29 protein-coding genes and 2 pseudogenes are annotated in these 26,488 nt (G+C 47.7%); 14 read left to right on the top strand and 17 right to left on the bottom strand.

The genetic code is table 11. From position 1 onward, the window contains the following. Nucleotides 1–19: 19 nt before the first annotated feature. Entirely contained in the window at nucleotides 20–1,051 is a 1,032-nt protein-coding gene (locus MJQ52_RS05990) for a M42 family metallopeptidase (RefSeq protein ID WP_015388474.1), read from the top strand. A gap of 40 nt (nucleotides 1,052–1,091) precedes the next feature. Here the strand turns inward: MJQ52_RS05990 and MJQ52_RS05985 are convergent, their stop codons facing one another. Both MJQ52_RS05985 and yhfH read right to left on the bottom strand, forming a co-directional pair. Next, nucleotides 1,092–2,381, bottom strand: a complete 1,290-nt coding sequence (locus MJQ52_RS05985) for a cation:dicarboxylate symporter family transporter (protein ID WP_003155211.1) — start codon at nucleotides 2,379–2,381, stop codon at nucleotides 1,092–1,094. Nucleotides 2,382–2,615: 234 nt separating this feature from the next. Then, entirely contained in the window at nucleotides 2,616–2,738 is a 123-nt protein-coding gene (gene yhfH / locus MJQ52_RS05980) for a protein YhfH (protein ID WP_370465857.1), read from the bottom strand. Between the two features lie 169 nt (nucleotides 2,739–2,907). Here yhfH and MJQ52_RS05975 point away from each other — a divergent pair, with 169 nt between their 5' ends. The 4 genes from MJQ52_RS05975 to MJQ52_RS05960 all read left to right on the top strand — a co-directional run bounded on the left by MJQ52_RS05975 (nucleotide 2,908) and on the right by MJQ52_RS05960 (nucleotide 7,048). Further along, nucleotides 2,908–3,642, top strand: coding sequence for an MBL fold metallo-hydrolase (locus MJQ52_RS05975; protein WP_014304736.1), 735 nt, complete (start codon nucleotides 2,908–2,910; stop codon nucleotides 3,640–3,642). Nucleotides 3,643–3,654: 12 nt separating this feature from the next. Beyond that, nucleotides 3,655–4,650 (top strand): lipoate--protein ligase LplJ, encoded by a 996-nt coding sequence (lplJ, locus tag MJQ52_RS05970; protein ID WP_017417390.1) that lies wholly within the window; start codon nucleotides 3,655–3,657, stop codon nucleotides 4,648–4,650. 80 nt (nucleotides 4,651–4,730) lie between these two features. Further along, a complete protein-coding gene (locus MJQ52_RS05965; RefSeq protein ID WP_017417391.1) occupies nucleotides 4,731–5,375 on the top strand; it encodes an SDR family oxidoreductase in 645 nt (214 codons plus the stop codon). A 131-nt stretch (nucleotides 5,376–5,506) separates the two neighbouring features. Further along, nucleotides 5,507–7,048 (top strand): fatty acid--CoA ligase family protein, encoded by a 1,542-nt coding sequence (locus MJQ52_RS05960; RefSeq protein ID WP_017417392.1) that lies wholly within the window; start codon nucleotides 5,507–5,509, stop codon nucleotides 7,046–7,048. Between the two features lie 47 nt (nucleotides 7,049–7,095). Here the strand turns inward: MJQ52_RS05960 and MJQ52_RS05955 are convergent, their stop codons facing one another. Beyond that, nucleotides 7,096–7,491: a hypothetical protein gene (locus MJQ52_RS05955; RefSeq protein ID WP_007409201.1), complete on the bottom strand. Its 396-nt coding sequence runs from the start codon at nucleotides 7,489–7,491 to the stop codon at nucleotides 7,096–7,098. Nucleotides 7,492–7,645: 154 nt separating this feature from the next. Here MJQ52_RS05955 and MJQ52_RS05950 point away from each other — a divergent pair, with 154 nt between their 5' ends. Further along, entirely contained in the window at nucleotides 7,646–8,896 is a 1,251-nt protein-coding gene (locus MJQ52_RS05950; protein ID WP_007409200.1) for a M48 family metallopeptidase, read from the top strand. 44 nt (nucleotides 8,897–8,940) lie between these two features. On the opposite strand, the pseudogene MJQ52_RS05945 reads toward MJQ52_RS05950, so the two are convergent. Further along, nucleotides 8,941–10,090, bottom strand: a pseudogene (locus MJQ52_RS05945) (S8 family peptidase). A gap of 487 nt (nucleotides 10,091–10,577) precedes the next feature. Between MJQ52_RS05945 and MJQ52_RS05940 the strand changes: the two are divergent. Continuing rightward, a complete protein-coding gene (locus MJQ52_RS05940) occupies nucleotides 10,578–11,456 on the top strand; it encodes an ABC transporter substrate-binding protein (protein WP_077722019.1) in 879 nt (292 codons plus the stop codon). A 14-nt stretch (nucleotides 11,457–11,470) separates the two neighbouring features. On the opposite strand, the gene MJQ52_RS05935 is transcribed toward MJQ52_RS05940, so the two are convergent. The 7 genes and pseudogenes from MJQ52_RS05935 to MJQ52_RS05905 all read right to left on the bottom strand — a co-directional run bounded on the left by MJQ52_RS05935 (nucleotide 11,471) and on the right by MJQ52_RS05905 (nucleotide 18,250). Next, the gene (locus tag MJQ52_RS05935; protein ID WP_007610462.1) at nucleotides 11,471–12,046 is read right to left on the bottom strand and encodes a histidine phosphatase family protein; all 576 of its coding nucleotides are present in this window, start codon (nucleotides 12,044–12,046) and stop codon (nucleotides 11,471–11,473) included. 50 nt (nucleotides 12,047–12,096) lie between these two features. Beyond that, nucleotides 12,097–13,188: an acetyl-CoA C-acyltransferase gene (locus MJQ52_RS05930; protein ID WP_070081591.1), complete on the bottom strand. Its 1,092-nt coding sequence runs from the start codon at nucleotides 13,186–13,188 to the stop codon at nucleotides 12,097–12,099. Beyond that, a complete protein-coding gene (locus MJQ52_RS05925) occupies nucleotides 13,176–14,612 on the bottom strand; it encodes an acyl-CoA synthetase (RefSeq protein ID WP_094247095.1) in 1,437 nt (478 codons plus the stop codon). Before MJQ52_RS05925 ends, MJQ52_RS05930 begins: the two co-directional genes overlap by 13 nt. An 11-nt stretch (nucleotides 14,613–14,623) precedes the next feature. Then, nucleotides 14,624–15,181 (bottom strand): biotin transporter BioY, encoded by a 558-nt coding sequence (locus MJQ52_RS05920; RefSeq protein WP_094247094.1) that lies wholly within the window; start codon nucleotides 15,179–15,181, stop codon nucleotides 14,624–14,626. Between the two features lie 130 nt (nucleotides 15,182–15,311). Then, a complete protein-coding gene (locus MJQ52_RS05915; protein WP_371979927.1) occupies nucleotides 15,312–16,109 on the bottom strand; it encodes a methyl-accepting chemotaxis protein in 798 nt (265 codons plus the stop codon). Nucleotides 16,110–16,118: 9 nt separating this feature from the next. Then, nucleotides 16,119–16,493 (bottom strand): annotated as a pseudogene (locus MJQ52_RS05910) (protoglobin domain-containing protein); the annotation flags it as partial. 233 nt (nucleotides 16,494–16,726) lie between these two features. After that, complete coding sequence (locus tag MJQ52_RS05905) at nucleotides 16,727–18,250, bottom strand: FAD-dependent oxidoreductase (protein WP_003155183.1); 1,524 nt, start codon at nucleotides 18,248–18,250, stop codon at nucleotides 16,727–16,729. Nucleotides 18,251–18,374: 124 nt separating this feature from the next. On the opposite strand from MJQ52_RS05905, the gene MJQ52_RS05900 reads away from it, so the two are divergent. After that, the gene (locus MJQ52_RS05900) at nucleotides 18,375–19,232 is read left to right on the top strand and encodes an SDR family oxidoreductase (RefSeq protein WP_230639792.1); all 858 of its coding nucleotides are present in this window, start codon (nucleotides 18,375–18,377) and stop codon (nucleotides 19,230–19,232) included. 30 nt (nucleotides 19,233–19,262) lie between these two features. On the opposite strand, the gene MJQ52_RS05895 is transcribed toward MJQ52_RS05900, so the two are convergent. Beyond that, nucleotides 19,263–19,496 (bottom strand): IDEAL domain-containing protein, encoded by a 234-nt coding sequence (locus tag MJQ52_RS05895; protein WP_003155181.1) that lies wholly within the window; start codon nucleotides 19,494–19,496, stop codon nucleotides 19,263–19,265. Nucleotides 19,497–19,811: 315 nt separating this feature from the next. Here MJQ52_RS05895 and MJQ52_RS05890 point away from each other — a divergent pair, with 315 nt between their 5' ends. The 3 genes from MJQ52_RS05890 to MJQ52_RS05880 all read left to right on the top strand — a co-directional run bounded on the left by MJQ52_RS05890 (nucleotide 19,812) and on the right by MJQ52_RS05880 (nucleotide 21,298). Further along, nucleotides 19,812–20,390, top strand: a complete 579-nt coding sequence (locus tag MJQ52_RS05890; RefSeq protein WP_003155179.1) for a competence protein ComK — start codon at nucleotides 19,812–19,814, stop codon at nucleotides 20,388–20,390. A gap of 141 nt (nucleotides 20,391–20,531) precedes the next feature. Beyond that, nucleotides 20,532–20,900 (top strand): iron chaperone, encoded by a 369-nt coding sequence (locus tag MJQ52_RS05885; RefSeq protein WP_003155175.1) that lies wholly within the window; start codon nucleotides 20,532–20,534, stop codon nucleotides 20,898–20,900. Nucleotides 20,901–20,926: 26 nt separating this feature from the next. Further along, entirely contained in the window at nucleotides 20,927–21,298 is a 372-nt protein-coding gene (locus MJQ52_RS05880; protein WP_003155172.1) for an iron chaperone, read from the top strand. Nucleotides 21,299–21,432: 134 nt separating this feature from the next. On the opposite strand, the gene MJQ52_RS05875 is transcribed toward MJQ52_RS05880, so the two are convergent. After that, the gene (locus MJQ52_RS05875; protein WP_003155170.1) at nucleotides 21,433–22,143 is read right to left on the bottom strand and encodes a YrpD family protein; all 711 of its coding nucleotides are present in this window, start codon (nucleotides 22,141–22,143) and stop codon (nucleotides 21,433–21,435) included. A 195-nt stretch (nucleotides 22,144–22,338) separates the two neighbouring features. Here MJQ52_RS05875 and MJQ52_RS05870 point away from each other — a divergent pair, with 195 nt between their 5' ends. After that, nucleotides 22,339–22,608: an excalibur calcium-binding domain-containing protein gene (locus MJQ52_RS05870; protein ID WP_003155168.1), complete on the top strand. Its 270-nt coding sequence runs from the start codon at nucleotides 22,339–22,341 to the stop codon at nucleotides 22,606–22,608. Between the two features lie 32 nt (nucleotides 22,609–22,640). Here the strand turns inward: MJQ52_RS05870 and MJQ52_RS05865 are convergent, their stop codons facing one another. The 4 genes from MJQ52_RS05865 to MJQ52_RS05850 form a co-directional block, all read right to left on the bottom strand. After that, on the bottom strand, nucleotides 22,641–22,958 hold the full coding sequence (locus MJQ52_RS05865; RefSeq protein ID WP_058906686.1) for a YbjQ family protein: 318 nt from the start codon (nucleotides 22,956–22,958) through the stop codon (nucleotides 22,641–22,643). Between the two features lie 40 nt (nucleotides 22,959–22,998). Next, the gene (locus MJQ52_RS05860) at nucleotides 22,999–24,468 is read right to left on the bottom strand and encodes a sodium:solute symporter family protein (protein WP_015388467.1); all 1,470 of its coding nucleotides are present in this window, start codon (nucleotides 24,466–24,468) and stop codon (nucleotides 22,999–23,001) included. After that, complete coding sequence (locus MJQ52_RS05855) at nucleotides 24,465–24,665, bottom strand: DUF3311 domain-containing protein (protein ID WP_003155162.1); 201 nt, start codon at nucleotides 24,663–24,665, stop codon at nucleotides 24,465–24,467. The genes MJQ52_RS05860 and MJQ52_RS05855 overlap by 4 nt, the downstream gene beginning before the upstream one ends. A 120-nt stretch (nucleotides 24,666–24,785) precedes the next feature. Next, entirely contained in the window at nucleotides 24,786–25,145 is a 360-nt protein-coding gene (locus tag MJQ52_RS05850; protein WP_012117241.1) for a hypothetical protein, read from the bottom strand. Between the two features lie 152 nt (nucleotides 25,146–25,297). On the opposite strand from MJQ52_RS05850, the gene MJQ52_RS05845 reads away from it, so the two are divergent. Both MJQ52_RS05845 and lepB read left to right on the top strand, forming a co-directional pair. Beyond that, nucleotides 25,298–25,924 carry a TVP38/TMEM64 family protein gene (locus MJQ52_RS05845; RefSeq protein ID WP_025649557.1) on the top strand — a complete coding sequence of 209 codons (627 nt, stop codon included), beginning with the start codon at nucleotides 25,298–25,300 and terminating at the stop codon, nucleotides 25,922–25,924. Then, nucleotides 25,921–26,436: a signal peptidase I gene (gene lepB / locus MJQ52_RS05840; protein ID WP_003155158.1), complete on the top strand. Its 516-nt coding sequence runs from the start codon at nucleotides 25,921–25,923 to the stop codon at nucleotides 26,434–26,436. The genes MJQ52_RS05845 and lepB overlap by 4 nt, the downstream gene beginning before the upstream one ends. Nucleotides 26,437–26,488 lie beyond the last annotated feature (52 nt).

Here is a 26,488-nt window from a genome sequence, read left to right as displayed (position 1 = left end):
GGAATGACCTGTGGAAAATATGAAACATACGATGGAACTGATTAAAGAATTGGTGTCGATTCCGAGTCCGACGGGCAATACATACGAGGTTATCGCCTATACAGAAAGTCTTTTAAAAGAATGGGGCGTCTCCTCTTACAGAAACCGCAAAGGCGGTCTTTTTGTCACAATTCCCGGCCGTGATGACAAGAAACACAGATTGCTGACGGCGCATGTCGATACGCTCGGCGCGATGGTAAAGGAAATAAAGTCGGACGGCCGGCTGAAGATTGACTTGATCGGCGGCTTCCGATATCACTCGATTGAAGGGGAATATTGCGAGATCCAAACTTCTTCCGGCAAAACCTATACAGGCACCATCTTAATGCATCAGACTTCAGTGCACGTCTACAAGGACGCCGGCAAGGCAGAGCGGAATCAGGAGAATATGGAAGTCCGCCTTGATGAGCCTGTCCGGACGAAGGAAGAGACGTCCGATCTCGGCATCAGGGTCGGCGATTTCATCTCATTTGACCCGCGCGTGCAGATTACGCCGAGCGGCTTTATTAAGTCCCGGCATCTTGATGACAAAGCGAGCGTGGCTCTGCTCTTGAATTTAATCCGCCGCATCACGGAAGAGAAAATCGAACTTCCGTATACGACGCATTTTCTGATTTCTAATAATGAAGAAATCGGCTACGGCGGCAATTCCAACATTCCTCCTGAGACCGTCGAATACTTGGCTGTTGATATGGGAGCGATCGGCGACGGCCAGTCTACGGATGAATATACCGTCTCCATTTGCGTGAAGGATGCGAGCGGACCGTACCATTATCAGCTCAGAAAACATCTGGCCGGGCTTGCGGAGCGCTATGGCATTGATTATCAGCTTGATATTTATCCGTATTACGGTTCTGATGCCTCAGCAGCCATCCGTTCGGGCCATGACATCGTTCACGGGCTGATCGGCCCGGGAATTGACGCTTCACACGCTTTTGAACGCACGCATGAATTATCGCTTCTTAATACGGCGAAGCTTTTGCACCGGTACGTTCTATCGCCGATGGCATAAAAAACCCTGCGCGGAAATCATTCCGTGCAGGGTTTTCATTTTAACCTGAAATGGTTGTGTTTTGTTCTGTTTTGGCGAGGCTCATGACCTTCGCGCCTTTAACGGGATCATACTGGCCTTCCCATTTTGACATCACAACGGATGCCAGCGCGTTTCCGGTCAGATTGACGACCGTGCGGGCCATGTCCATAATCCGGTCAACACCGGCGATGAATGCAAGGCCTTCTGCAGGAATGTTGAATGCGCCTAATGTCGCAAGCAGGACGACGAAAGAAGTCCCGGGCACGGCAGCCATTCCTTTGGAAGTGACCATCAAGACAAGCACAAGGGTAATCTGCTGCCAAATGGACAAGTCAATGTGGTATACCTGAGCGAGGAATAAAGCGGCGATAGATTGGTACAGCACAGATCCGTCTAAGTTAAAGGTATATCCGATCGGCACAACAAAGGAAACAATACCTTTCGGACAGCCGATTTTCTCCATTTTTTCCATAACGCGGGGGAGTACGGTTTCGGAGCTTGACGTACTGAACGCTAATAAAATTTCATCCTTCATATAGGCGAGGAATTTGAAAATGTTTACTCCGGCAAGCTTTCCGACGATTCCGAATACAACAATGAGAAAGAAAGCCAAAGCTACATACACTAAACCGACCAGTTTACCGAGTGAAAGCAGGGAACTGAGCCCAAATTTGGAAACGGTAACACCAATCAACGCAAAAACACCAAACGGCGCAACTTTCATGACGAGGTTCACAACATGGAACATCGCATGAGAAACACCTTCAAAGAAGGCCAAGACAGGCTTTCCTTTTTCACCGATTGCCGAGATGCCGAGTGCAAACAGCACGGTAAAGCAGATGATGGCAAGCAGATCTCCTTCGGCTAATGATTGGAAGAAGTTTGTCGGTACGATATGCAGGAATGTGTCTGCGATAGATTTGTTATTTTGTTCTTTTTCTGTTTCAACATATTGACTGATATCTGTCTTTTGAGCTTCATGTATATTAACGCCTGTTCCCGGATGAAACAGATTCGCCAAAGCCAGCCCGAGAATAATGGCAAAAGTGGTAATGATCTCAAAATACAAAATCGTTTTGAAGCCTAATTTTCCGACTTGTTTTCCGCTTCCCGCGCCGGCAACGCCGATGATTAAGCTGGAGACGACAATTGGAATCACTATCATTTTGATTAAGCGTAAAAACAAATCGCCGATAGGCTGTAAATATGTTGGAATGGCGGGATTGCCGTACCAGATGACACCGACTACAACCCCTAGTATGAGTCCGACGAAAATTTGCGTCGCTAGTCCAAAGCGTAATTTTTTCATAGATTACCTCCCGAAGAAAAAAGTGCAATAAGTATCTAAAAAGATAGCTATTAGAACAAATTATAATAGAAAAGAAAACAATCCGTCTATAGAAAAATATAGATTGAAAATACTGAATCTTTTAAAACGTACAGATAATTGCTAATAATGGTGAATAACGCCCTATTCAGAAAGTATGATGACGGCTGAAAAAAACGGGCGCCGCACAACTTAGAATTGTGCGGCGCCCTATTGTCACATATCCTTAATTTTCAAGCAGTCATTGCACAGATTAATGTGACACTCATACTGCTCAACAATCTCATTTCCGCATTCTTCGCATTTCTTACCGGGTAAATTTCTGAAAAAATCCGACATCTTTTCCAACATACCCATCCCTCTTTCATTGTTTTGTCTCTACATTGTATTATAACAGTTTTGGAAAATCAACGGCTGTTTTGGCACAATGTTTAAAACATGCAATTTGTACGAAAAATAGGTATATTGGAGGAAAGGATCTTTTTATCATAAACATTCGGAGGGTCATATGAAAGTTACAGTTATTGGATGCTGCGGCGGGTTTCCGGCCGCAAACGAAGCAACTTCAGGCTATCTGTTTCAGTCCGGCGGCTATTCTCTGCTCGTCGATTGCGGAAGCGCCGTATTATCAAAGCTGTTTGCCTATGTTCCGGCAGAAGAGCTTGATGCCGTCATTTTGTCCCATTATCACCATGATCACATCGCTGATATCGGGCCGCTTCAATTTGCCAAACAGGTCGGCTCCTTTCTCGGAAAAGGGACGCATGCACTGCCGATTTACGGGCATGATGCTGATATAGAACAGTTTGAGCGTCTTACATATAAAACGCATACGAAAGGAGTGGCCTATCAGCCGGACCGCCCGCTTTCTGCCGGGCCGTTCACCATTACCTTCCTGAAAACGGTGCATCCGGTCACTTGTTATGCGATGCGGATTACTGACGGTTCAGCTTCTGTTGTGTATACGGCTGATTCAAGCTACCAGGACGCGTTTATCCCGTTTGCGGAAAATGCCGATCTGCTGATCTGCGAGTGCAATTTTTACGCGGACCAGGACGGCACGTCAGCCGGCCATATGAACAGTTTGGAAGCCGGACGTATCGCGGAGGAGGCCGGAGCGGGGGAGCTGATTCTCACACATCTGCCTCATTTCGGCGAGCACCGGAAGCTGAAAGAAGAAGCGGAATCCGTGTTCGGGGGCGAAGTGACAATCGCCGCTTCCGGATTGAAGTGGGAGAAATAAAGGAGGAGCACCATGTTATTTATCGACAACCAAAACATAACCGACCCGAGGATCAACCTCGCAATCGAGGAATATTGCGTGAAACATCTCGACCCTGAACAGACATACCTGCTGTTTTACGTCAATCAGCCGTCGATTATCATCGGGAAGAACCAAAACACAATAGAAGAAATCAATACGAAATACGTAGAAGATAACGGAATCATCGTCGTCCGCAGGCTGTCAGGAGGCGGCGCGGTTTACCATGACCTCGGGAATCTGAATTTCAGTTTTATCACCAAGGATGACGGCGACAGCTTCCACAATTTTAAAAAATTCACCGAACCCGTTATTCAGGCGCTGCGCCAGCTCGGTGTGGAAGCTGAATTAAGCGGCCGAAACGACATCGTCGCGGACGGCAGAAAAATTTCCGGCAACGCTCAATTTTCGACGAAAGGGCGTATTTTCAGCCACGGAACATTAATGCTGGATTCCGCCATTGATCATGTCGTGTCAGCCTTGAAAGTGAAAAAAGACAAAATCGAATCAAAAGGCATTAAGTCAATCAGAAGCCGTGTCGCCAATATCAGCGAGTTTCTTGATGACAAAATGACGGCGGACGAATTCAAAAAGCATCTGCTTCACCATATTTTTAATACAAATGATCTTTCCGAAGTGCCGGAATATAAACTGACCGATGAAGACTGGAAAGCGATCCGGAAGATTTCCGAAGAGCGCTATCAAAACTGGGACTGGAATTTCGGAAGGTCGCCCGCATTCAACCTTCAGCATTCGAAACGTTATCCGGTCGGATCGATTGATCTGTGTCTTGAAGTGAAAAAAGGAATCATTCAGGACTGCAAAATTTTCGGTGATTTCTTCGGTGCGAAAGATGTGAGTGAAGTCGAACAGGCACTGACCGGAAAACAGTATGACCGAACCGCTATCAGGGAGGCGCTGGCCGGAATCGATCTGAAACAGTATTTCGGCAAAATAGAGCTGGAAGATTTCCTCGAGCTGATTTATTAGAACATTTGCCGAACGCATGATTTGAATCAGCGCCCGTTTTTGTGAAATGATAGAACCATAATGAATAGGGAGGGATCATGATGAAAGTATTTCTCATCGGAGCAAACGGACAGATCGGACAGCGGCTTACCGGGCTGTTTCAAAAAGACGGCACGCATACGCTGCGGGCGATGGTCCGGAAACAAGAGCAGAAAGAAGCGCTTCAAGCCGCGGGAACAGAAGCCGTTCTTGCAGATTTGGAAGGAAGCCCGGAAGACATCGCGAAAGCCGCCGAAGGCTGTGACGCGATTGTGTTTACCGCCGGATCAGGAGGAAGCACCGGCTACGATAAGACGCTTTTGATTGATCTTGACGGAGCGGCGAAAGCGATAGAAGCGGCAAAGAAAGCCGGCATCAAGCGGTTCATTATGGTAAGCGCCCTTCAGGCTCATAACCGCGGCAATTGGAATGAAGCGCTGAAGCCGTATTACGCCGCAAAGCATTATGCGGATAAAATTCTTGAAGCGAGTGGTCTGACGTATACGATTATCCGGCCGGGCGGGTTATTAAATGATCCCGGCACGGGAAATATCAAAGCCGCGGCCGATTTAGAAAGAGGCTCCATTTCAAGAGACGATGTCGCCAAGACCGTTATCGCATCCCTTGATGAACCGAATACGTATGAAAAAGCATTCGATCTGACGGCGGGCGGCACGCCGGTCAGTGAAGCGCTGAAACAATTATAGTTTCCGGTTTTACGGCACTCGGGGCTTTTTGCCCTTGAGTGTTTTTCTATATTTTTCTATAATAAAAGTGAACGTTTATTCCGGATAAATGAATGACTATTCATTCATTACATTTTTAAAGGGGTGGGAAAATGAATCTGGTTTCCAAATTGGAAGAAACGGCATCGCAGAAACCGGAAAAACCAGCTTGTCTGTTTCAAGATCAGTACATGACGTATGAGGAGCTGGCAGGTAAAATCAAAGCATTTGCAAACGGCTTGGAGGACAGGGGACTGAAAAAAGGGGATCATCTCGCGCTTCTGCTCGGAAATACGCCTGACTTTGTTATTGCGTTTTTCGGCGCGTTAAAAGCGGGAATTGTCGTCATACCTGTTAATCCGGCATATACACCTTCAGAAATCGCATACATGCTGAAAAACGGCGATGTCAAAGCGATCGCCGGCATCGATCTATTAATTCCCGTATTTGAAAGCCTGCACGGCTCGCTGCCGCTGCTGGAGCATATCATTATCAGCCAGACAGCAGAGAACGCTCCATCGACAGAAGACCCTCAATTGCGCTTAAAAATGACAACGTTTACAAAAATGCTTCGCCCGGCGGAGCGCAGCAGAACTTATCCGACATTGTCAAAAGATGATACTGCCGTCATTTTATACACCTCAGGGACGACCGGAAAACCGAAAGGCGCCATGCTCACCCATCAGAATCTTTTCTCCAATGCAAATGATGTCGCCGGATACTTAGGAATGAATGAGAAAGACAAAATTGTGGCGGCATTGCCGATGTTTCACGTTTTTTGTTTAACCGTTTGTATGAATGCGCCTCTGATGAGCGGAGCGTGTGTCTTAATCGAGCCGCAATTCAGCCCGGCTTCTGTGTTTAAACTGATTAAAAGCCGTCAGGCAACCATTTTTGCCGGCGTTCCGACGATGTATAACTATCTGTATCAATACGAGCACGGCAAGGCGGAGGATTTTGCGACCGTCAGACTGTGCATTTCAGGCGGCGCCTCCATGCCGGTCGCTCTGTTGCAGACGTTTGAACAAACCTTTGACGTCACCATTCTGGAGGGGTACGGACTTTCTGAAGCGTCTCCGGTTACGTGTTTTAATCCGTTTGACCGGGGGAGAAAGCCCGGCTCGATCGGGACGAATATTTTACATGTCGAAAATAAAGTCGTCGATACACTCGGACGCGAATTGCCCGACCATCAAGTGGGAGAATTGATCGTGAAAGGGCCGAATGTGATGAAAGGCTATTACAAGATGCCCGAGGAGACGGAGCACGCGCTGAAAGACGGCTGGCTGTACACGGGTGATTTGGCGAAACGCGATGAAGACGGTTATTTTTATATCGTCGACAGAAAAAAAGATATGATTCTCGTCGGCGGATACAACGTCTATCCGCGCGAAGTAGAAGAAGTGCTCTACAGCCATGAGGGCATTAAAGAAGCCGTGGTCATCGGCGTTCCTGACGCCAAAACGGGGGAAGCGGTGCATGCTTATATAGTGCCTGGGGACGGTGAGCTGACAGAGCAGGCGGTTTTTGATTACTGTGAAACACATTTGGCAAAATATAAACGGCCGGCGGAAGTGGTTTTTCTTGATGAGATTCCGAAGAACGCGACCGGGAAGCTGCTGAGACGGGCGGTCCGGGACATGCTTCCGAAATGACGGACGAAAAGCGAAGCCGGGGGCTTCGCTTTTACATGCTGATCCGGTCAGCTCTGCGATTCTTCCTTAATGATGCTTTGCACAAGCTTCGTATCATGCCGGGTCAGTTTGTAATACGTGTTTTTATACTTGTACATCATATAATTGCCGCCTTCGAGCCACATGCTGAATGAATCAAAACGGTCTTCATGATATTTGACCGTTCCGTCGTAATCGGGAGACACGCTTTTGGTCAGTTTGACTTGTTTTCCTTGGTTCAAGATATCGAGCATATCTTTTACATTCTGCCTGTCTTTAATTTTGATTTCTTTTTTTCCGTGCTCAGACAGAATAATCAGATCTGCGTTGCTTGATGGAAACACATCGCCGGTCCGGCTGTATACATAGAAGAAAGCAATAACCAAAAGGGCGATTACTACAATAAACGCGATTATTTTTTTCATATTCATCACTCCGTCTTTTAGTCTTTCCCGCTTCCTGTTGTTCCATTCTTTTCTGTTGTGAAAAGATTAACATCCGTTTCGGAGGCTTGGTTCTATTTATTTGCATTTATGCTTACAATAGGAGTAAGTCATAAGGCTAAGGAGGGAGACTTCCATGCGCAAATGGATAGCGGCAGCGGGACTTGCCTATGTGCTGTACGGCCTTTTTTTCTATTGGTATTTCTTTATGACAGGAGACTCCGCCGTCCCGGAGGCCGTAAAGGGAACGAAAGCCGATCCGTCCTCGTTTATGGACCCGGGCCGCCTGGCAGCCGCTGAAAACTTTTCAAATGTAAAGGATTTTTTATTTTTCATCGGAGCGCCGTTAGATTGGTTTTTATTTTTTCTGCTGCTCATTACGGGGCTTGCCAAAAAAATAAAGCATTGGCTGGAAGCAGCGGTGCGCTTTCGGGTGCTGCAAATCGTAAGCTTCGTATTTGTGATTTCACTCATCGTTACGGCGGCTTCGCTTCCGCTTGAGTGGATCGGATATCGGGTTTCGCTTGCGTATCATATTTCGACGCAGACAACAGCAAGCTGGATAAGAGACCATGTCATTGATTTCTGGATCAGCTTTCCGCTGTTTGCCGTGTGTGTGCTTGTGTTTTACTGGCTGATCACAAAGCATACAAAAAAATGGTGGTTTTACGCTTGGTGTCTTACTGTGCCGTTTACCCTGTTTTTGTTTTTCCTGCAGCCGGTCGTGATTGATCCTTTATACAATGATTTCTATCCGCTGAAAGACAAGGAGCTGGAAAGCAAAATTTTGTCGCTTGCCGACAAGGCCGATATTCCGGCCAGCCATGTTTATGAAGTAAATATGTCGGAGAAAACGAATGCGCTGAATGCGTATGTGACGGGGATCGGTTCGAATAAGCGAATCGTTTTGTGGGATACGACGCTTAACAAACTGAAGGATCGGGAAATTTTGTTCATTATGGGGCATGAGATGGGGCACTATGTGATGAAGCACGTGTACATCGGACTGGCCGGGTATCTCCTGCTGTCATTAGCCGGGTTCTATATCATTGACAAGCTTTATAAGCGGCTGTCCAAATTCTTCGGCCGAATGCTTCATATAAAGGGGCCTGAAGATCTGGCCGCCCTCCCGCTGTTATTGCTCCTCATATCCGTTCTCAGTTTTGCTTCTGATCCGATTACGAACGCCGTCTCCCGGTATCAGGAAAACGCCGCCGACCGTTACGGCATCGAGCTGACCGGAAACCGGGAAGCGGCGATTGAGACGTTTCAGGACTTGGCCGATACGGGACTGAGCCGGGTCAACCCGCCGTTTCTCGTCAAAATTTTCAGAGGGAGCCACCCGTCGATCATGGAGCGGATTGAACATGCGGAAGAAGAAAAATAATAAAAAAACCGGCGGGGCCATGCCCGACGCCGGTTTTTTATGTTTTACTGAGCTGCCGCCTGTACGTTGATCAGCCCTTTTCCGTAGTAGAAAGCATCACCAAGTTTTGTAGTGGTGTTTTCTAAACTGCTGCGGACTTGAGTGTTTGTCCAGTTCGGGTGCTTAGAAAGAATCAAAGCAGCCGCTCCGGCAACGTGCGGAGATGCCATTGACGTACCATTGTACGCACCGTATTTGTTTCCAGGAAGCGTGCTTTGGATAGAGACGCCTGGTGCCATGACATCAAGCTCAGAACCTACGCTTGAGAAAGATGCTCTTTGGTTGCTGCTGTTAACAGCGCCTACCGCAATGACAGAAGGGTATTTACCAGGGTAGCCCACTGTGCTTGAGCCGCCGGAAGTGCCTTCGTTACCGGCTGCCGCAACCACTACGACGCCGGAAGCAACGGCTTTGTCAACTGCCGCTTTTAACGCTGCAGAACCAGAAGGTCCGCCGAGGCTCATGTTAATAACGTCCATATTGTTTGCGATCGCCCACTCAATTCCGTTAATGATCCAGCTGTACTGGCCGGAACCGTCAGCGCCGAGAACTTTTACAGCGTAAAGAGATGCGCTTGGCGCAACGCCTAATACACCGACTGAGTTATTAAGAGCCGCAACTGTACCGGCAACATGAGTTCCGTGAGAGTTGTTGTCTTGGAAAGGATTTGTTTCAGAAGGAACCATGCTGGCTCCGCCTGCTACCTTTAAATCAGGATGAGAAGAATCGATACCGCTGTCGATAACCGCTACTTTAACATTTGATCCGGTGAAGCCTTGAGAGTGCAGAGCAGGGGCTTTAATCTGTGATACGCCGTAAGGCACGGACTGCGCGTACGCCTGTGCAACGTGATCTTCTTCAACGTAAGCGACGCTAGGGTCTTTTTTCAGCTCTTTTACAGCTTTTTCATTTAATGTAGCTGAAGCTGCGTCTACATATTTGAATTGCTTTTGCACTTTCCCGCCTTTTTCAGAAATGACATCTTTTTTTCTTGGCGGCGCTCATCGTGCTCATTGTCTGCTTAAATCCGACAATATATTTCTTTTCCCCGTTTGATTTCCCTGCAGCCTGGGCAGAAGTCGTGCTGCCGAACGCCATCGTAAAGATTAACGCTAAAGCAAACAGCAAACTGATCCATACCTTTTTGCCTCTCACTCTTTATCCACTCCTTTTTTCATTTGCAGAATAACCAATAGACAGATTATTCTGTGGATTAATTGTATAGTATGGAATAATATTTTAGTAGACCCAATTTTTTTCAGTTTGTTTTATTTCTATTTAGGTATATCATCTCTCTTTCGTTTAATAGGAACCCGAAATATTTAAATTTTAATGGAAAAAACCGATGGAAGGACATGAGTATTTGTACACAGCGGCAATCGCTCTCTTGTTTACTGGGTCGAACGGTTTGATTCCATTTTTGGGAGCTGCGGCAAAAACAGGATAAATGTCACCTTTTGTTGAATGCAGAAGTCTGATGGAATCGAAAGCGGAATGAAATAAAGCGGCCGGCATGAATCAGTCTTTGGCTTTCTTGACGGAGAAAGCTGTGAAACCATTTTATGAAAATAATGATATTGAATATCATTGATACTTATATTGTCAATGATATAATTGCGGAAAAACGAAAGAGGGGGAGCAGATGAAACTAATTTTCAGTATGCTGATGATCTTATCCGTTCTCTTCATAACGGCATGCTCAGAACAGGAACATGAAACCGCCGTCAGGCACGATCTGGGGACCGCGCATGTGGCTGCGCACCCGCAGCGCATCGCCGTATTGAATGAGGGCTTTATTGACACCCTCCATGATCTCGGCATAAAGCCGGCGGCCGCGGCGGATAACCGGAAAGAGCGAAACGACGGCAGTCCGTCCGTCGGGCCTCCGTCACATCCCGATTTGAAAAAGATCACTTCGTTAAAACCCGATCTCATCATTGCAGACTCAAGCCTGCACAGGGGGATATACCATGAGCTGACAAAGATCGCTCCGACAATCGCTTTAAAAAATGAAGCTGCGGATTATCAGGATGCGGTTGATGCTGCCCTTACCATTGAAAAGGCGGTCGGTAAAGAGGGCATCATAGAGAAACAATTGTCGGCTCAGGAAGAAAAGCTGAATGACATCAAAAGAAAGCTGGATGCAGAAGGCGGCACGATTTTATTAATTGACGCTGCAAATGGCAGCATTTCCGTAAAGGATGACCGGTTTTTCACATCCCGGCTTATGACGCTCGCAGGGTTTACATATGCGGTCCAGACAGATTCCGGCGGGAAATCAGGCGCTATCAAAATGACGCCCGGGCAGCTTTTGCATATCGATCCTGATTACATCGTACTATTGGACGGTGAGAAAGAACTCGAAAAAAATCACCTCTGGAAACAGCTGACTGCCGTAAAAAACGGCCGCGTTTACCGCGCGGACAGGGCGGTATGGACGGAGCGCCGGAGCATTGACGGTGCGGACGCCGTATTACATGATCTGCAGAAAAAAATGCTCGCCAAAAAGGCCCAAAACTAATTCGGGCCTTTTTGTTATGATTCTGATAGGTGGCTGCTTACATTGTAATCTTTGACGCGCCACTTATTTTCAATTCGTTCGATATTGCTCAGGCACGCATTGACAAGCTTTGCGTTTTGTATGTCGGTATCACCGTCAGAAATGGCGGACAAGAGGGCGTGAATGGCTGCGCCGTGAGCGACGATCAGTACTTTTTGCTCAGGAAACCGCTCCTGAACTTTCACTAAACCGGCAAGCATTCTGTCTGTCAGCTCTTCTGCGGTCTCCATGTTCGGGTAGTTTTTATCCGGGTAGCGCTTCGACCGTTCCGGTAAAGACATTCCTTCCGCATCACCGTAGCTCCGTTCTCTGAAATCTTCCATGACGACAATGGGAAGATTCAAAAACCCGTTAATAATGTCAGCCGTTTTTCTGGCCCGTTTCATCGGGCTCGAGACGATGACATCCCATTCGGACCCCTTTAAGTACTCTCCTGTTTCTTTCGCCTGACGCTCTCCCGTCGCATTTAACGGAATATCCGATTTGCCTTGAAGCTTCTTTTGGGCATTCCAATCAGTCTCTCCATGTCTTACTAAACAAACGGCAGTCATAAAGTCTCCACTCCGATCATTTTTTATCGATATCATCTATTATACTGCCGTTACGTTAACACTTCAAAGAGAAGCGCCAGTCCGACTCCGCCTCCGCTGCCGATCGCTGCTGCTGCGTAGCGGGCATCCGGGCGTCTTTTTGCTTCATAAAAAAGCCGGGTGATAAGCGCCGCCCCGGAAGCCCCGTACGGATGCCCGACGGCCAGAGCGCCGCCCCGGACATTTATTTTAGAATACGGCACTTGAAGCTGCTGTGAAAAAACGCATATTTTGACGGCAAACGCCTCGTTGATTTCGTATATATCAATATCATCCGGTGACAGGTCCCGTTCCTTCAAAAGCTTTTTGACGGCATAAACCGGAGCTGCTGACGGATAATGCGGATGGACGCCGCTTACCGCGCTTCCGATAAAACGCAATCCCGGCTTTAAACCGAGAGACCGCGCTTTTTGTTCTTCCATCACACAAACTGCAGCCGCCCCGTCAGAAATTCCGCAGCTGTTGGCCGCGGTGACAGAGCCTCCGGACTGAAAGACGGGTTTGGCGCGGGCGATGAGAGGCTCCATGTTCCGCTTTTTCAGCATGTTTTCGTCAGCGGCGAATCCGTGACAGGGGAGAATTTCCCGGCGGTACAAGCCGTCTTCGTGCGCTTTGACGCTCCGTTCATAGCTGAGAAGGGCATATTCGTCCTGCATCTTTCTCGTTACGCCGTAAGCCTGTGCCGTATACTCGGCCGCTATGCCCATATCAGGATCGCCGATGTGTTCAGGAGAAAAGCGCGCCCGGGATGAGAAAGGGGAACGGCTGCTGCTCTCCGCTCCTCCCGCGATGTATGTGCTCCCCGCGCCGGCTTTAACAAAGTGGCACGCGATTCTCACGGCGTCCAATCCGGAACCGCACTGCCTGTCGATGGCCGTACCGGACACGCTCAAAGGAAGCCCGGCGGCCAAGGCTGACAGCCGGGCGAGGTTCCCGCCGCGGCCCGTCGCGTTTCCGATCAGGACTTCATCAATGTCTTCGGGCATGTTCCGGCTCAAATGTCGGATCAGCGGAGCTGCCAAATCTTCGGGGAGACAGTCTTTTAACAGGCCGTTTTCCCGGGCGAAAATCGTCCGTTTCGCATCCGTAATTACAGCTTCCATTCCATCATGTCCTTTGCCTGCTTTTGTACGGCGGCACGGGCGATCTTTCCGCCGGCTGTTTCCGGTATTTCTGAAAACAGCCACTTTTTCGGGATTTTATATGCCGCCAGCTGCTCGCGGCACTGTTTCTTCAGTTCCTTTACATTTGCATGTCCGTCGATCACCGCAACGGCGATGCTGCCCCAATAATCATCAGGAATGCCGATGACGGCCGCTTTTCTGACGCCCGGACAGCGGTTGAGCACACGTTCTATCTCTTCCGGGAATACATTCAGGCCGCCTGATACGATCATCCCGTTTTCACGTCCTTCGATATAAAGATAGCCTTCATGATCGATATATCCCATGTCATCAACCGTCATCCAGCCGGAATCATCAGGCTTTGCGCCGTTGATGTATCCGGAAAATTTCATCGGGCTGTTCACAAAAATCTTCCCCGTTTCGCCCGGCATGCAGCGTTCTCCGCCGGGCCGGCGGATTTCGATTGTAACATTTTCAAACGGACGGCCCGCCGCGTCAGGCTTCCGGACGCTGTCTTCAGGCGATAAGAACGCCACGAAACTCAGCTCAGACGTTCCGTAAAAATCGTACAACCGTAAATGGGGATAGCGCTCTGACAGCGCTTGTTTTGACGAAGCGGGCCAGTCTGCACCGGAAGAAATCACCTTGAGCGGTGTATCCGGAAACGCCTCTAGTGAGAGCAGGGCGTCCGTCATTGTCGGAACGGTATATAGAACGTCAGCTTGTCTGAGCCGGTCTTTCATTCCGGCCGGATTGAATTTTCTTTGAAGGAGGACGGTTCCGCCGATAAACAAAGTGCTGACGGCGCCGTATAAAAAGTGTGACGAGCGAAGCGTGCCCGGTACCAGCACTTTGTCATCAGGGGAAATGCCGAATTCACGTTTCGTACAAGAAAAGCTCTCCAGCCACGAACGGTGAGAGCGGGTGAAGGCTTTCGGCTTACCGGTCGATCCCGAGGTGAATCCGGTATAAAAGGGCAGGCCGGTGTTTTTGATAAAAGTGCCTTCCGTTTTTTCCGCCTCGATCAAAGGCCTGCATTCATCCCACAGGATGACAGGCGTTTTGATGCCGTCCAGTCTGCCGCTCAGCCGGCGGTCACAGATGACGAGGTCGGTTTTGCTGATGTGCAGCTGGTCCGCGAGTTCCGCCGCAGCCGAGCGGGGATCTAACGGAACCGCCGTGCAGCCGGCATGCGCCGCCCCTGCGAAAAGTTGTAAAAATGGGATGCCGTTCGGCAGTAATATTGCAATGTTTTCCGGCTTATCTGAAAGGCTGCCAAGCCAGTTTGCGGTTTGGTTTACTAGCCTGTTCCAAGTTTGATAGGTGATCTGTTCTGTTTCTGTCTGAATTGCGATCCGTTCCGGCGCTTGTCCGGCTGTATCTGAATATGATGATGTAATCATGATGACTAAAATCAGCTTCCTTTCGTCGGCAAAAGCCGGCTTGCTTGAAGAGTTTTTCTGATTCTTACGGCTGCGAATGAGGCTGCGGCCGCTTTAAGCAGATCTCCGGGCACATAGATGAGGCTGAGCTTTACGGCAGTCAAGATATCAATGTGCATTATAAAAGCCTGAACGGGAATGCCGATGACATACAAAAACAGCACGCCGAACAAGAACTGTCTGATAAACAAATGGGGGACAGCAGCTGAGCGAAGGCCTTGGGTGCTGAGGCTCAGCAGTAATGCCGCCAGCGGATATGCGATGAGATATCCGGCGCTCGGCCCGAAAAAAACCCCGAACCCGCCTCTTCCGCCTGAAAGGAGAGGCGCTCCGCATGCCACAATCAGCAAAAAAAGCAATTGGCTTAAAAACGCCGCTTTCGGTTTCAGGATGCTTCCCGATAAGAGCACACCGATCGTCTGGAGCGTAATCGGAACCGGCGTAAAGGATAAGAAAAGCGGCGGAAGCAGCCCCAAAAGTCCCATAATGGCGGTAAACACGGCAATATGCATCATTTCTGTCAATTTCATTATGTATTCCTCCAGCTTATCAAAATATGTTTATACAATAAAGCGAGTCTTTATATATGTCAACTCTATTATATTTTAAGTTAACATTAAAAAGACCGGCCTTTTATGAAAAAGGCCGGTCGGTTTATCTTTATTCTTCTGTAAGGATAACAAGTGAATCAACGGATGATGCAACGTGGGAAACGGCGCGGCTGACTTCTTGAAGGCCGCCGAGAAAGGCCTGCAAATCAACGTCGATTTTGCCTGTCTGGTCTTTGCTCGTTTTCATGCTTTGGACGATGTCATCAAACAGACGGTTGATCTGCGTCATTTTTTCTTTCGTTTCGCTTACAAGTCCGTTTACATCTTTAATATGTTTGGACACGATGTTGATTTGTGTATTGGTATTGTTCACGAGCTCTGATACGGTGGAAACAGTTTTTTTCGTATCCTCTGAAAGCTTCCTTACCTCCGTCGCGACAACGGCGAACCCTTTGCCATGCTCCCCGGCTCTCGCGGATTCTATTGAAGCGTTGAGTGACAGGAGATTCGTTTGCTCGGCGATCCCCGTCACGATGCCGAAGATTTTTTCGATCTGCTGGGCGATGTCATTCAGCTTGTCCATTTCTTCTTCAATCTGCAGAAGGCTGGCGTCGATTTTATTCATCTGCTGCTGCTGGCTTTCAAGCTCTTTTTTCCCGCCGATTGATTTTTCTTCGACATGTACGGAAGTGACGGTGCCGGCTTTTGACGCCTCGGAAATGCCCTCAGATTTATCGACCAGCTCCTGCACGGCTCTGCTCGTTTCTGAAAACAAATCAGCGAGTGATCCGGAAGTTTCCTGGATTTTCTGATGAAGGCGGGCTTTCTTTTCCTCTTGTTCGTCACGCTGGCAGTTATATTCAGTCTGGAATGCTTCAAGGACGAGCTGCTGTTCAAGATTCAATATTTTCGTCGTCGCTTTGATCGCTTTTAAAAGCTCATGCAAATCCGGAATGGTTGCTTCATATATGTTCATCATCGACAGAAGCAGATCCTGAAACGCTCCCATATACCATTTCGGTTCAAGGCCGATCCGCAAGTGGATGGAAGCGATGCGCTGTCTTTTTTCAATGAATTCATCATCAATCGTGCCGGCGAACATCTCATGGATATGACGCCGTAATGTTTTTTTCAGGCGCTCGACCGTGCTGTGGTCGTTAATGATCGTCATTAATGATTTTTCGTGATCCAGGTTTCGGTAAAAGGAATCGACGATTGTTGAGATATGTTCTTTAATTAACGGCTGCAGCTCTTCAAGCACATGAAGTTCTTCGTTTCCGAGCCTGACCATTTTCAGCTGTTTTTGGACATCTGCATATTGATTTGAAAGCGCGATGCGTTTTTTTCCATCGGCTTCTGAAAAATATGCTGTTTCTTTTTTGCGGTCTTTTTTAAATAACAATATTAGTTCCCCCAGATATTCTCTTTTTCTTTTTATCGGTTTGGAAGGAACTTGAATGAAGGAATCTGATAAAAATATTTTAATGCGGAAAAAAATAAAACCATTCGTACAGAATGGTTTAGTCAATCTTGGGTGAGACGTTTCAGCGGCTTGATGGCGGGACCTTCGGCAACCCCGCCGTCGGGTGTGAACCGGGACCCGTGACATGGACAGTCCCACGTCCGTTCACCGTCATTCCATTCAACCTCACAGCCTAAATGGGTGCATGTCGTATCGACAAGATGCAGACAGCCTTTTTCATCTTTATAGGCGCCGGCCCGTTTGCCGTTTACCGTTACGATTTTTCCCTCCCCGGGCCCAAGACTCTCAGGCGAAGCGTCCGGCCTCTCAAGTTTGCCCGAGATAAGGTGTTTGGCCACGTCGGCATTATAGGAAATCAGTTTTTTCAGTCCGGGATCTGCGTGGAAGCGTGACGGAATAAACAGGCCGGAAAACGGGTTCTTTTTGTTTTGAATATGATCAGCCAAAAGCTTCGCGGCGAGCGCTGAGCTTGTCATGCCCCATTTTTTAAAACCGGTCGCCGCCAAAATATGTTCTTCATCGCCTGAGATCGGACCGATGAACGGAATTTTGTCAATGGTGACAAGGTCTTGTGCAGACCAATGATATGGGATGCTTTCAACTCCGATTGTGTCTTCCGCAAATTGTTTCAGCGCTTCGTAATGCCCGGACATTTCTTTTCCTTGGCCTGTTTTGTGGCTTTCACCGCCGACAAGCACCAGTTTTTCACCGTTCAAATCGGTGTATCGCAGTGATCTGGACGGCTTGTCTATGCTGAGATACATCCCGTCCGGATACGCTTGTTTCGGTTTTACCGCGAGTACGTAGGATCTGCTGGCATACATTCTGGCGGCATAAAGCCCGCCTCCGTCATAAAAAGGAAAGTGGGAAGCGCAGACAATGTAGCTGCACTTGATGCCGTGTCTGTTTTTCGTGACCACTTCCGGGTGCGGTTCTTTTTTTATGTCGATCGCAGCCGTCTGTTCAAAAATCCGCGCCCCGTTTTTAACGATCTCTTTGACGAGCGCCGCACCATATAAAAGCGGATGGAATTGCGCCTGATTCTTCATGGCGAGGCCGAGCCTGCAATCAACGGGGACGGGAAGTTCTTTCACAAGCTCGTGTTCAATACCGAGCTTGGTATAAGCTTCTTGCTCACTGCGCATTTTTTTGACGCCTGATTCTGTATTGGTGTAAAGATATGCGTCTTGTTCAATCAGTCTGCAGTCAATCGAAAGGTCCTTGATGATCTGCTTCATGTCTTCCATGGCGCGGAGATGGGCTTCGAAATACAGCCTTGCGCTGGTCAGGCCGATCTGCTGAATAAGATCGGCATAGATGAAATCATGCTGGGCGGTGATTTTTGCGGTCGTGCCCGCGGTCGTCCCGTTTAAAATCCGGTCTGCTTCAATGACAGCGACACGGAAACCTCTTTTCGTCAGTTCGTATGCCGTTGTCAGGCCCGTAATTCCTCCGCCGATCACCGCAACGTCACATTCCGTATCTTCAGTGAGGGCGGGAAAGGAAGGAATGTCAGCTGTTGCTTTCCAATAGGAAGCCGGTTCCTCGTTTGAAAAAGTAGTCAATTCAGATTTACCTCCTCTGTTGTATATTCTTAATTTTTCCAATAAGACTCTGTTCATACATGAAATTCGTATAAGATGCTCAAATTACTCATAATATAGTAATTAATGTAAAGGAGTGATCAAAATGGCGAATCAGAAGAAGAAAACCTTGCCGCCGCAGCATCAAAACCGGCAGCCGGGCTTTGAATATGTAATGGACCCACGCCCCGTTTTTGACAAACCGAAAGCGGAGAAAAAACTTGAAGGGAAAACGGCGATCATCACGGGCGGAGACAGCGGGATCGGCCGCGCCGTATCCGTTTTATTCGCAAAGGAAGGCGCTAATGTGGTCATCGTTTACTTTGATGAGCATCAGGATGCCGAAGAGACGAAGCAATATGTAGAAAAAGAAGGGGCGAAGTGTCTGCTGATCGCAGGGGATGTCGGCGACGAAGCCTTTTGCAACGATGTCATCCGCCAGGCGGGCCAAGCCTTTCCTTCCATTGACATCCTGGTCAACAACGCGGGTGAGCAGCACGTGCAGCCGGGGATTGAGAAAATCACGAGCCACCAGCTCATCAGAACGTTTCAGACGAATATTTTTTCAATGTTTTACTTGACGAAAGCCGCGCTCCCTCACCTGAAAAGAGGAAGTTCAATCATTAATACGGCCTCCATTACCGCCTATAAAGGCCACAAAACATTGATTGACTATTCAGCGACAAAAGGGGCGATCGTCACGTTTACAAGATCTCTTTCCCAATCTCTTGTCACTCAGGGCATCAGGGTAAACGCAGTGGCGCCGGGGCCGATCTGGACGCCGCTGATCCCGGCGAGCTTCTCGGCGAAGGAAGTGGAAGTCTTCGGCTCAGACGTGCCGATGCAGCGCCCGGGAGAGCCTGTTGAAGTGGCGCCGAGCTATTTGTACTTAGCAAGCGATGATTCTTCCTATGTCACGGGACAGACGATTCATGTGAACGGCGGCACCATCGTAAACGGATAATGTAAAAAAAGCCAATCCATATGGATTGGCTTATTCACTCTGTTTGAGAGCGGCATATTCTTTTGAAAGCGTGAGGAACGCTTCTTTATTTTTATCATCAAGCGCCTTATTAATCTGCATTGTCAGCATGGCAATCCGGCGTTTATACAAGGATTCATCAAGCACCATTTGAATGTAAATATCGGCCATTGTCACATCGAATTCGTTTGCTTTTTCCGTGTTGCGGGACTTCATGAGCTCAGTGTACGACTTTTTCTCTTTCATAAAGAATCCCCCCAATGCCTTTTTTATAGTATATGGATAACGGCCGGAAAAATCAATTAATTTTTATAATCTTTAGACAACTAATACTTGGAAATATATCGACATATCCTGCAAATTGACGAAAAAACGAAAATGATCATTGTATAAATGAGGTGAAATGAAAAAGAAAAATAATATTTAAATAGTAATTTAAGACTAAATTACAGCTTTAAAAGGTGATTTTTAGCTATATTCAAAAAAAACCTGTCGTTTTCCAATGACAGATGATAGATTATTAGTATAAATTTTCAAGAAAAGGATTGGAGGCTGCACATCATGTGCCAGAAAACACACGCACCCTTAGAAAGCTACGAAGTAAATCGTTCAACCATCGCTGTTTTGCCTGAGGAAATAGACGGTAAAATGGGGTCGAAGGTCATTGAAAAAGACTGCATTCTGTATGTCAGCATGAAGCCGATTCACATCATCGACAGAAGCTGCCGCTACTTTGGCTCCAGCTATGCCGGGAGAAAAGCGGGAACATATGAAGCGATTAAAATTTCTCACAAGCCGCCGATTATGGTGGACCCTTCAAATCACATCTTTTTATTCCCTACACTTTCTTCTGCAAGGCCTCAATGCGGCTGGATATCTCATGTGCACGTTAAAGATTTTCAACCGACGGCATTTGATGACACAGCGGTCACGTTCTCAAACGGCAAAACGATGGAACTGGAAGTATCCTATCATTCTTTTGAAAATCAGGTTTACAGAACCGCCTATCTCAGAACCACTTTTCAGGACAGGATGGGCAGTCATATCCCGAAGCGGCAGGAATTCATGCTGTATCCGAAAGAAGAGCGGACAAGAATGATCTACGACTTTATTTTGCGGGAGCTGGGGGAGAGATATTAGAGAAAGCTGTGATGTGAAGGGACGGGCCCTTTCCTTTTGGGAAGGGCTTCGATTTACATGCCCGGATAGAGTTGTATCGTGTCCGTCTGTTGGCTATGATGATGTAAAGAGTAATGATAATTCATTTTAGGAGAGATGGGCATGGATGTGTTTGCAAAATATGTATCAGAAATCGATAACCCGGATCACCGTCTCAAAGCAGAGGAAATTTTGTCGTGGACGGCTGACCAATTTCCGAACTTAGAAGCGCAGATCAAGTGGAACAAACCGACATTTACCGATCACGGCACCTATATCATTATGTTTGCCGCGGCAAAAAATCATTTGAGCATTTTACCTGAAAAAGAGACGATGGAGCATTTTGCCGATGACATCGCCCAAGCCGGGTACAGCGCTTCTTCACGCCTGTTCAGAATTCGGTGGACTGATCCGGTGCACTATGATCTGCTTAAGAAGATCATCGAATTTAACATCAAAGAAAAAGCTGAAAATCCGGGGTTTTGGCGTTAGCGGACGTGATGTTGAAGGAGGAAGACATGGACGTTTTCAAAGACTATTTATCAAGTATCGACAGCCCTGACCATCGTCTGCGAATGGAGGAAATCCTGTCGTGGACGTCTGAGCAATTCCCGGGTTTAACACCGCAGATCAAGTGGAACACGCCGATGTTTACCGATCACGGCACGTTTATTATCGGCTTTGCGGCAGCAAAGCATCATGTAAGTGTTTCTCCCGAAGAAGCTGGAATTGCGCATTTTGCCGACGACATTGCCCGTGCCGGCTACAGCGCTACTTCCCGTTTGTTCAGAATTCAATGGACTGAACCGGTGTATTATGAGCTGCTTGAACGCATGATTCAATTTAATATCAAGGATAAGGCGGACTGCTCAGCGTTTTGGCGGAAATAATGAAAGAAATGTTAAAAAAACAACCCTGAGGAGGGCTGTTTTTTTATTAAACGTAATCCGAAAAATAAGGGATTTGCGTATCCGGCAGACCCTTACGAAACGCACGATGACAGAAATCGTGCGTTCAAAATTCTTTATTTGACGACAGACATGCTGACGCTGCTGCCTGACACTGTCAATTTGGCAAAATCCTGTGTATCAATCACAGGTGTGACTGCTTTATTGTCGATCGTGATGTTCGTAAAGGCTGTCGAGAAGTTTGATTTGATGTAAGGGCGCTGATCCTCTGATGTGACCGCGACGGTGGCGAGCGCTTTCCATTTTGAGACAGAGCCTACATTGGTTTGGGCGAGTTCTGAGATGATGCGGCCGGTGTATCCGTCATTATTCGTGCCCCAATATGTGGCGCGGGTATTGCCGTTCAGATTTTTGTAAATGGTCAGCTGTACGGTGCTGCCGGGCCGGAAGCCTTTCGTATAAGTGAATTGGCTTTCTCCTTCCAGATACCGGACCTGGCCTTGTCCCTTTGAACCGACTTTCATGATCGGTTTCCATACATGATAGGTGTCACTGTACTGAAGCCCGATATCAGCCTCTGTGCCTCCGGTAAATCCTGAGTAAATATAGGCTGTCCCATTTGACACCTGAATCGAGCTTGGAAGCTGAATTTTCGTGACGAGAACTGAGCCCGTGCTGTTCAGATAGGCCCTTCCGCCGATTCCTTTACTGAGCTGGGACGCCGCTTCCGCCGTATTGGGACTGATCACCCCCGGAATATCCGCCGTACATGCGCCGAATAGAACGGCTGTAGTGAGAACACCCGCAACAAGCCCTTTTTTCATCATCATTTCTCCTCCTATCATCATAGTCAGATAGCGCTATCAATTCATATTATAAAAGGTTTTGGGAAAAATTCCATAAAAGATATACGGGCGGACGTAAATTAAAACTATTTTCCTATTTATCTTGTAAATGGAGATTATTTGAACTATGATATGTTCAGTCATACAACATGATTCAGGAAAGGGGATAGGATAGAAATGAAAAAGACGGCAGCTGTGCTTTTGTCTTTCGGCCTGGTGTTCGGTTGTTCATACGGAGCGGGGCAGACGGCAGAAGCGAAAACAAAGGTAAAAACGTATCAAAACTGTAAGGCGCTGAATAAGGTGTATAAGGGCGGCGTGGCCAAATCGTCGAAAGTGAAAAACAAGGGCGGCAGAACAAAGTACAAGCCGTATGTATCAAAAGCGCTTTATAATGCAAATAAAAGACTTGACCGGGATAAAGACTATATCGCATGTGAGAAATAAAAAAACAAGCCTCTTTAAAGAGGCTTGTTTTTTTAAACGGATTCGGCGGTGACGGCGGTTCCGTATCCGATTAATTCGGATGTGTTCTGTCCTGCGGTCAGTTCGAACCGCAGGCCGACGATGGCGTTCGCTCCGAGCTGCTCCGCCTCTCTGATCAGCCGCTCTTTCACCGCTTTTTTGGAGTCTTCCAGCATTTCGGTATAGCTTTTCAATTCGCCGCCGACGACAGATTTTAAGCCTGCAAGCAAATCTTTTCCGATGTGACGGGACTGGACGATACTGCTTGTCACCAAGCCTTTTACTTCCGTAATCTGTTTTCCGGCGACGGTTTCGGTCGTTGTCATGATCATGCGGCTTTCCCCCTTCATGTGTCTTACCGCTATTTTATCATTAAGCCGCCTTTTCGGCTGCGCTGATTTGTTTTTTTCTGACTGCGGCGCTGACGGCAAACATGACGGCAATGTTCAGAACCAGCGCGATGATGCCTGTATTCATATCCTTAACGATCTGCGGAAGAAACGGAAAGAGGGTTCCGACGGTTGATTCGGTCAGCGTAATGAAGGCCACTGTTCCGACCCCGGCCGTTATGCCGGCAAAAGCGCCGTGGCTTGTGATGAAACGCCGCTTCGGCAGGCTGAATAAGAGGGCGGGGAAAAGCTGGGTGACAAGGCTGTAGCCCATTAAAAGCAAGGTGACGATGGTATTTCCGCCTTTCAGCGTAAAATATACGGAAATCAGCGCGATAACGGGTACGGCGTATTTTGCGAGCCGTGAGACTTTTTCGTCAGTCGTGCCGGGCAGAATGGCTTTGTACACATTTTTGGCGAACAGCGTGCTTGAGGCCATTAATATCATTGAACCGGGTACAAGCGCCGTCAGGATGCCCGCCGATCCGATCAGCCCGACAAACCAGGGATCAAAGGTTTTCACAGACAGCTTTAATAAGGCGAGATCCGTGTCCGCCCCTTTTAAACCGGGCACCTGCAGAATCGCCGCAAATCCGGTAAAGATGACAAACAGCAGGACGAGCTGATAAAGAGGCATGATGATCGCGTTTTTCCGAAACACCCGCGGATGCTCCGCCGAATAGGAAGCGGCAAAGGTATGAGGCCACATATAAAAGCCGAGGGCGGTCAGCAAAACCGTTGAGCTGAACCAGGAAACGCTCTGTCCGGTTTCCGGCAGCGTGAGAAAACCGGGTTTTGCGGCGTCAATTTGTTTGAACATCTCCGTAAACCCGCCGTAATAATGAATGGGCAGATAAATACCTAAATACAGGACGATGCCTAAAATCATGATATCTTTGACGACGGATATCCACGCTGAACCGTGGATTCCTGAAATCATCACATAAATCGTGATGGAGACAGCGCCGATCCAGACAGCGGCGGAGGGCGGAATCTGTCCGTATGACGTTGCTGAAACAATTAATCCGAGCCCTTTCAGCTGCAGGACGAGATAGGGGATGAGGGATGCGATGCCGACGAGCGATACGAGAATGCCGAGGAGCGGGCTGTTGTATTTTGAAATAAAAAAATCTGATTGCGACATCAGTTTGTGTTGTTTGGCGTAAGTCCACACGGCTGGCAGAAGCCAATATGACAAAATGTAGGCAAGACAGCCGTACGCGATAATATAAAAGGCCGGGCCTCCTTTTCCGTAAGCCCATCCGCTTCCGCCGAGGAATGTAAAGGTCGTGTATATTTCTCCCGCCATTAATAAAAAGACAAACATCGTGCCGAAGCCGCGTCCGCCCACCGTCCATTGTTCAAGGTCCATATGTTTTCCTTTTCGGGCCCGGATTCCGAGATATACACAAAACAGGAGCACGGCGGCCATTACGGGAAATGCTGCGTTCATTCCGTCTCACCCGCCTTGTTTTCTTTGTCCAATTTGTAAACGGCGGCCATCAGAACGGAAGTCAGCACCGCCCAGATGACGACATATGCGAGAATGAAAGGCATTCCGAAAACATAAGGCGTCACCCGGTTGGCAAATGGAATGCCGGCGAGAATTCCGAAAAAGGGCAGGGCGGCGAGAACATGAATCAGTTTCATAACATTCCTCCTTTTCATTGAAAACAGCGTGTCCCGATTATAAAGAAAATCATGTCGAATGTATAGTGTGAATAGTCTGAATTTTATTTTTTGAAAAGGAAAAGCAGGCCCGGCTGCTTTTTAAATGGTCGCAAGAGACAGGTAATATTCCAATAAGGCGGTGACCTGTTCCCGTATTCTCGGGTTGAAATAACGGTGTTTTTCTTCATAGCCGTTAATGGTGCATATATAAAGCGTAAATGCTTCGTCTCTTTCCGCTTCGTATATTTTAATTTTACGCTTTCTTAACTCTTTTCGAACATCACTCAAATCCTTTTGTGCTAATTTTAAAGAGCAGCTGATAAGCTGTTTATAGGGTTGTTTTAATTTGAACGGGCACGAATCAAGCGCTTCGAGGTCCCGGTTCAGGATGGCGGCCGCCATGGGAAGAAACAGCCCTTTTTCGATGAGATCGCGGGTGCCGCTCCGAATGTCAGGCATAAATACTCCTTCTTTCTTAAAAAAGAGAACGTTTGTTCTTATTTTATACTCGCTTACACGATATTTCAAGACGGAAAATCTCGTAAACATTTTCGTTTTTTGGAGATAATGTGTAGAATAAGGATAGACAAACTCGTTAAGGAGTATAAACGTTGGAGCATTTTTTATCATATTTGACTGAGGAACAGCTGACGGAATGGTTCCAAAGCTATAGAGCTTTCGGCCCGGCGGCTGCGGCTGCACTGCCTTTTATTGAAGCGTTTCTTCCGTTTTTGCCGCTTGTTGTATTTGTGGTGGCGAATACGAATGCATTTGGTTTGTGGGAAGGTTTTTTTCTGTCGTGGCTCGGGTCTGCGGCAGGATCGATGCTGATGTTTTATGCCGTCCGCCGTTTCGGACAGAAAAGAGCTTTCGGTTTCATCCGCAGGCATCAGACCATAAGGCGGATGATGCTCTGGGTTGAGCGGCACGGTTTCGGTCCGCTGTTTATTTTACTTTGCTTCCCCTTTACGCCGTCCGCTGCGGTTCATATCGTTGCCGGTCTGTCACGGGTGGGGGCGCTGCAGTTTATATCAGCAGCCGCTATGGGGAAAATGGTCATGATCTTTATGATCAGCTTTATCGGGTATGATCTTCACGCACTCATGACACAGCCTTTCAGGATGGCGGGCGCCATAACGGTGATCGCGGTGCTGTGGTATGCCGGAAAGCATATCGAACGGCGTTTACAGACGAGAATCAGTCAGCATGAGAAAGACGGAGGGAGACAGGAATCTTGAAAAAACGATTTTGGTTTATAGCCGGCGTGCTTATCGTTGTTTTGGCCATACAATTAAAGAATGCCATTTTTATTGATTATAAAGTCGAAGGAATCAGCATGAATCCGACCTTTAAACAAGGAAATGAGCTGATGGTCAACAAGTTTTCCCATCGTTACAAAACGATCCGCCGTTTCGATATTGTCCTGTTTAAAGGCCCGCACCGCAAAGTGCTGATCAAACGAGTCATCGGGCTCCCCGGCGAGTCAATCGCATACAGGGAGGATCAGCTGTATGTGAATGGAAAACGGGTGGCGGAACCGTTTTTAAAACCGTTAAAGTCATCATTGTCCGCCGGGAGCCATGTGACCGGTGATTATACGCTGAAGGAAACGACCGGGCGCAAAAGCATACCGAAGGGACAATACTTTGTTATTGGCGACAACCGCATATACAGCCTCGACAGCCGTCATTTCGGTCCGATTAAGGATAAAGACATTGTCGGAGTCATCAGTGAATCAGACGCCAAGTGAACGGCGTCTTTTTTTCGGAAATGATTGTCAAAAAGCAGAGAAAAGACTATAA

Origin of the sequence: Bacillus sp. jun7, from assembly GCF_051034795.1 — a bacterium.
GTDB lineage: Bacteria > Bacillota > Bacilli > Bacillales > Bacillaceae > Bacillus > Bacillus velezensis.
Note: the sequence above shows the minus strand (reverse complement) of the source record. Positions and strands in the feature narration are given on the sequence as shown.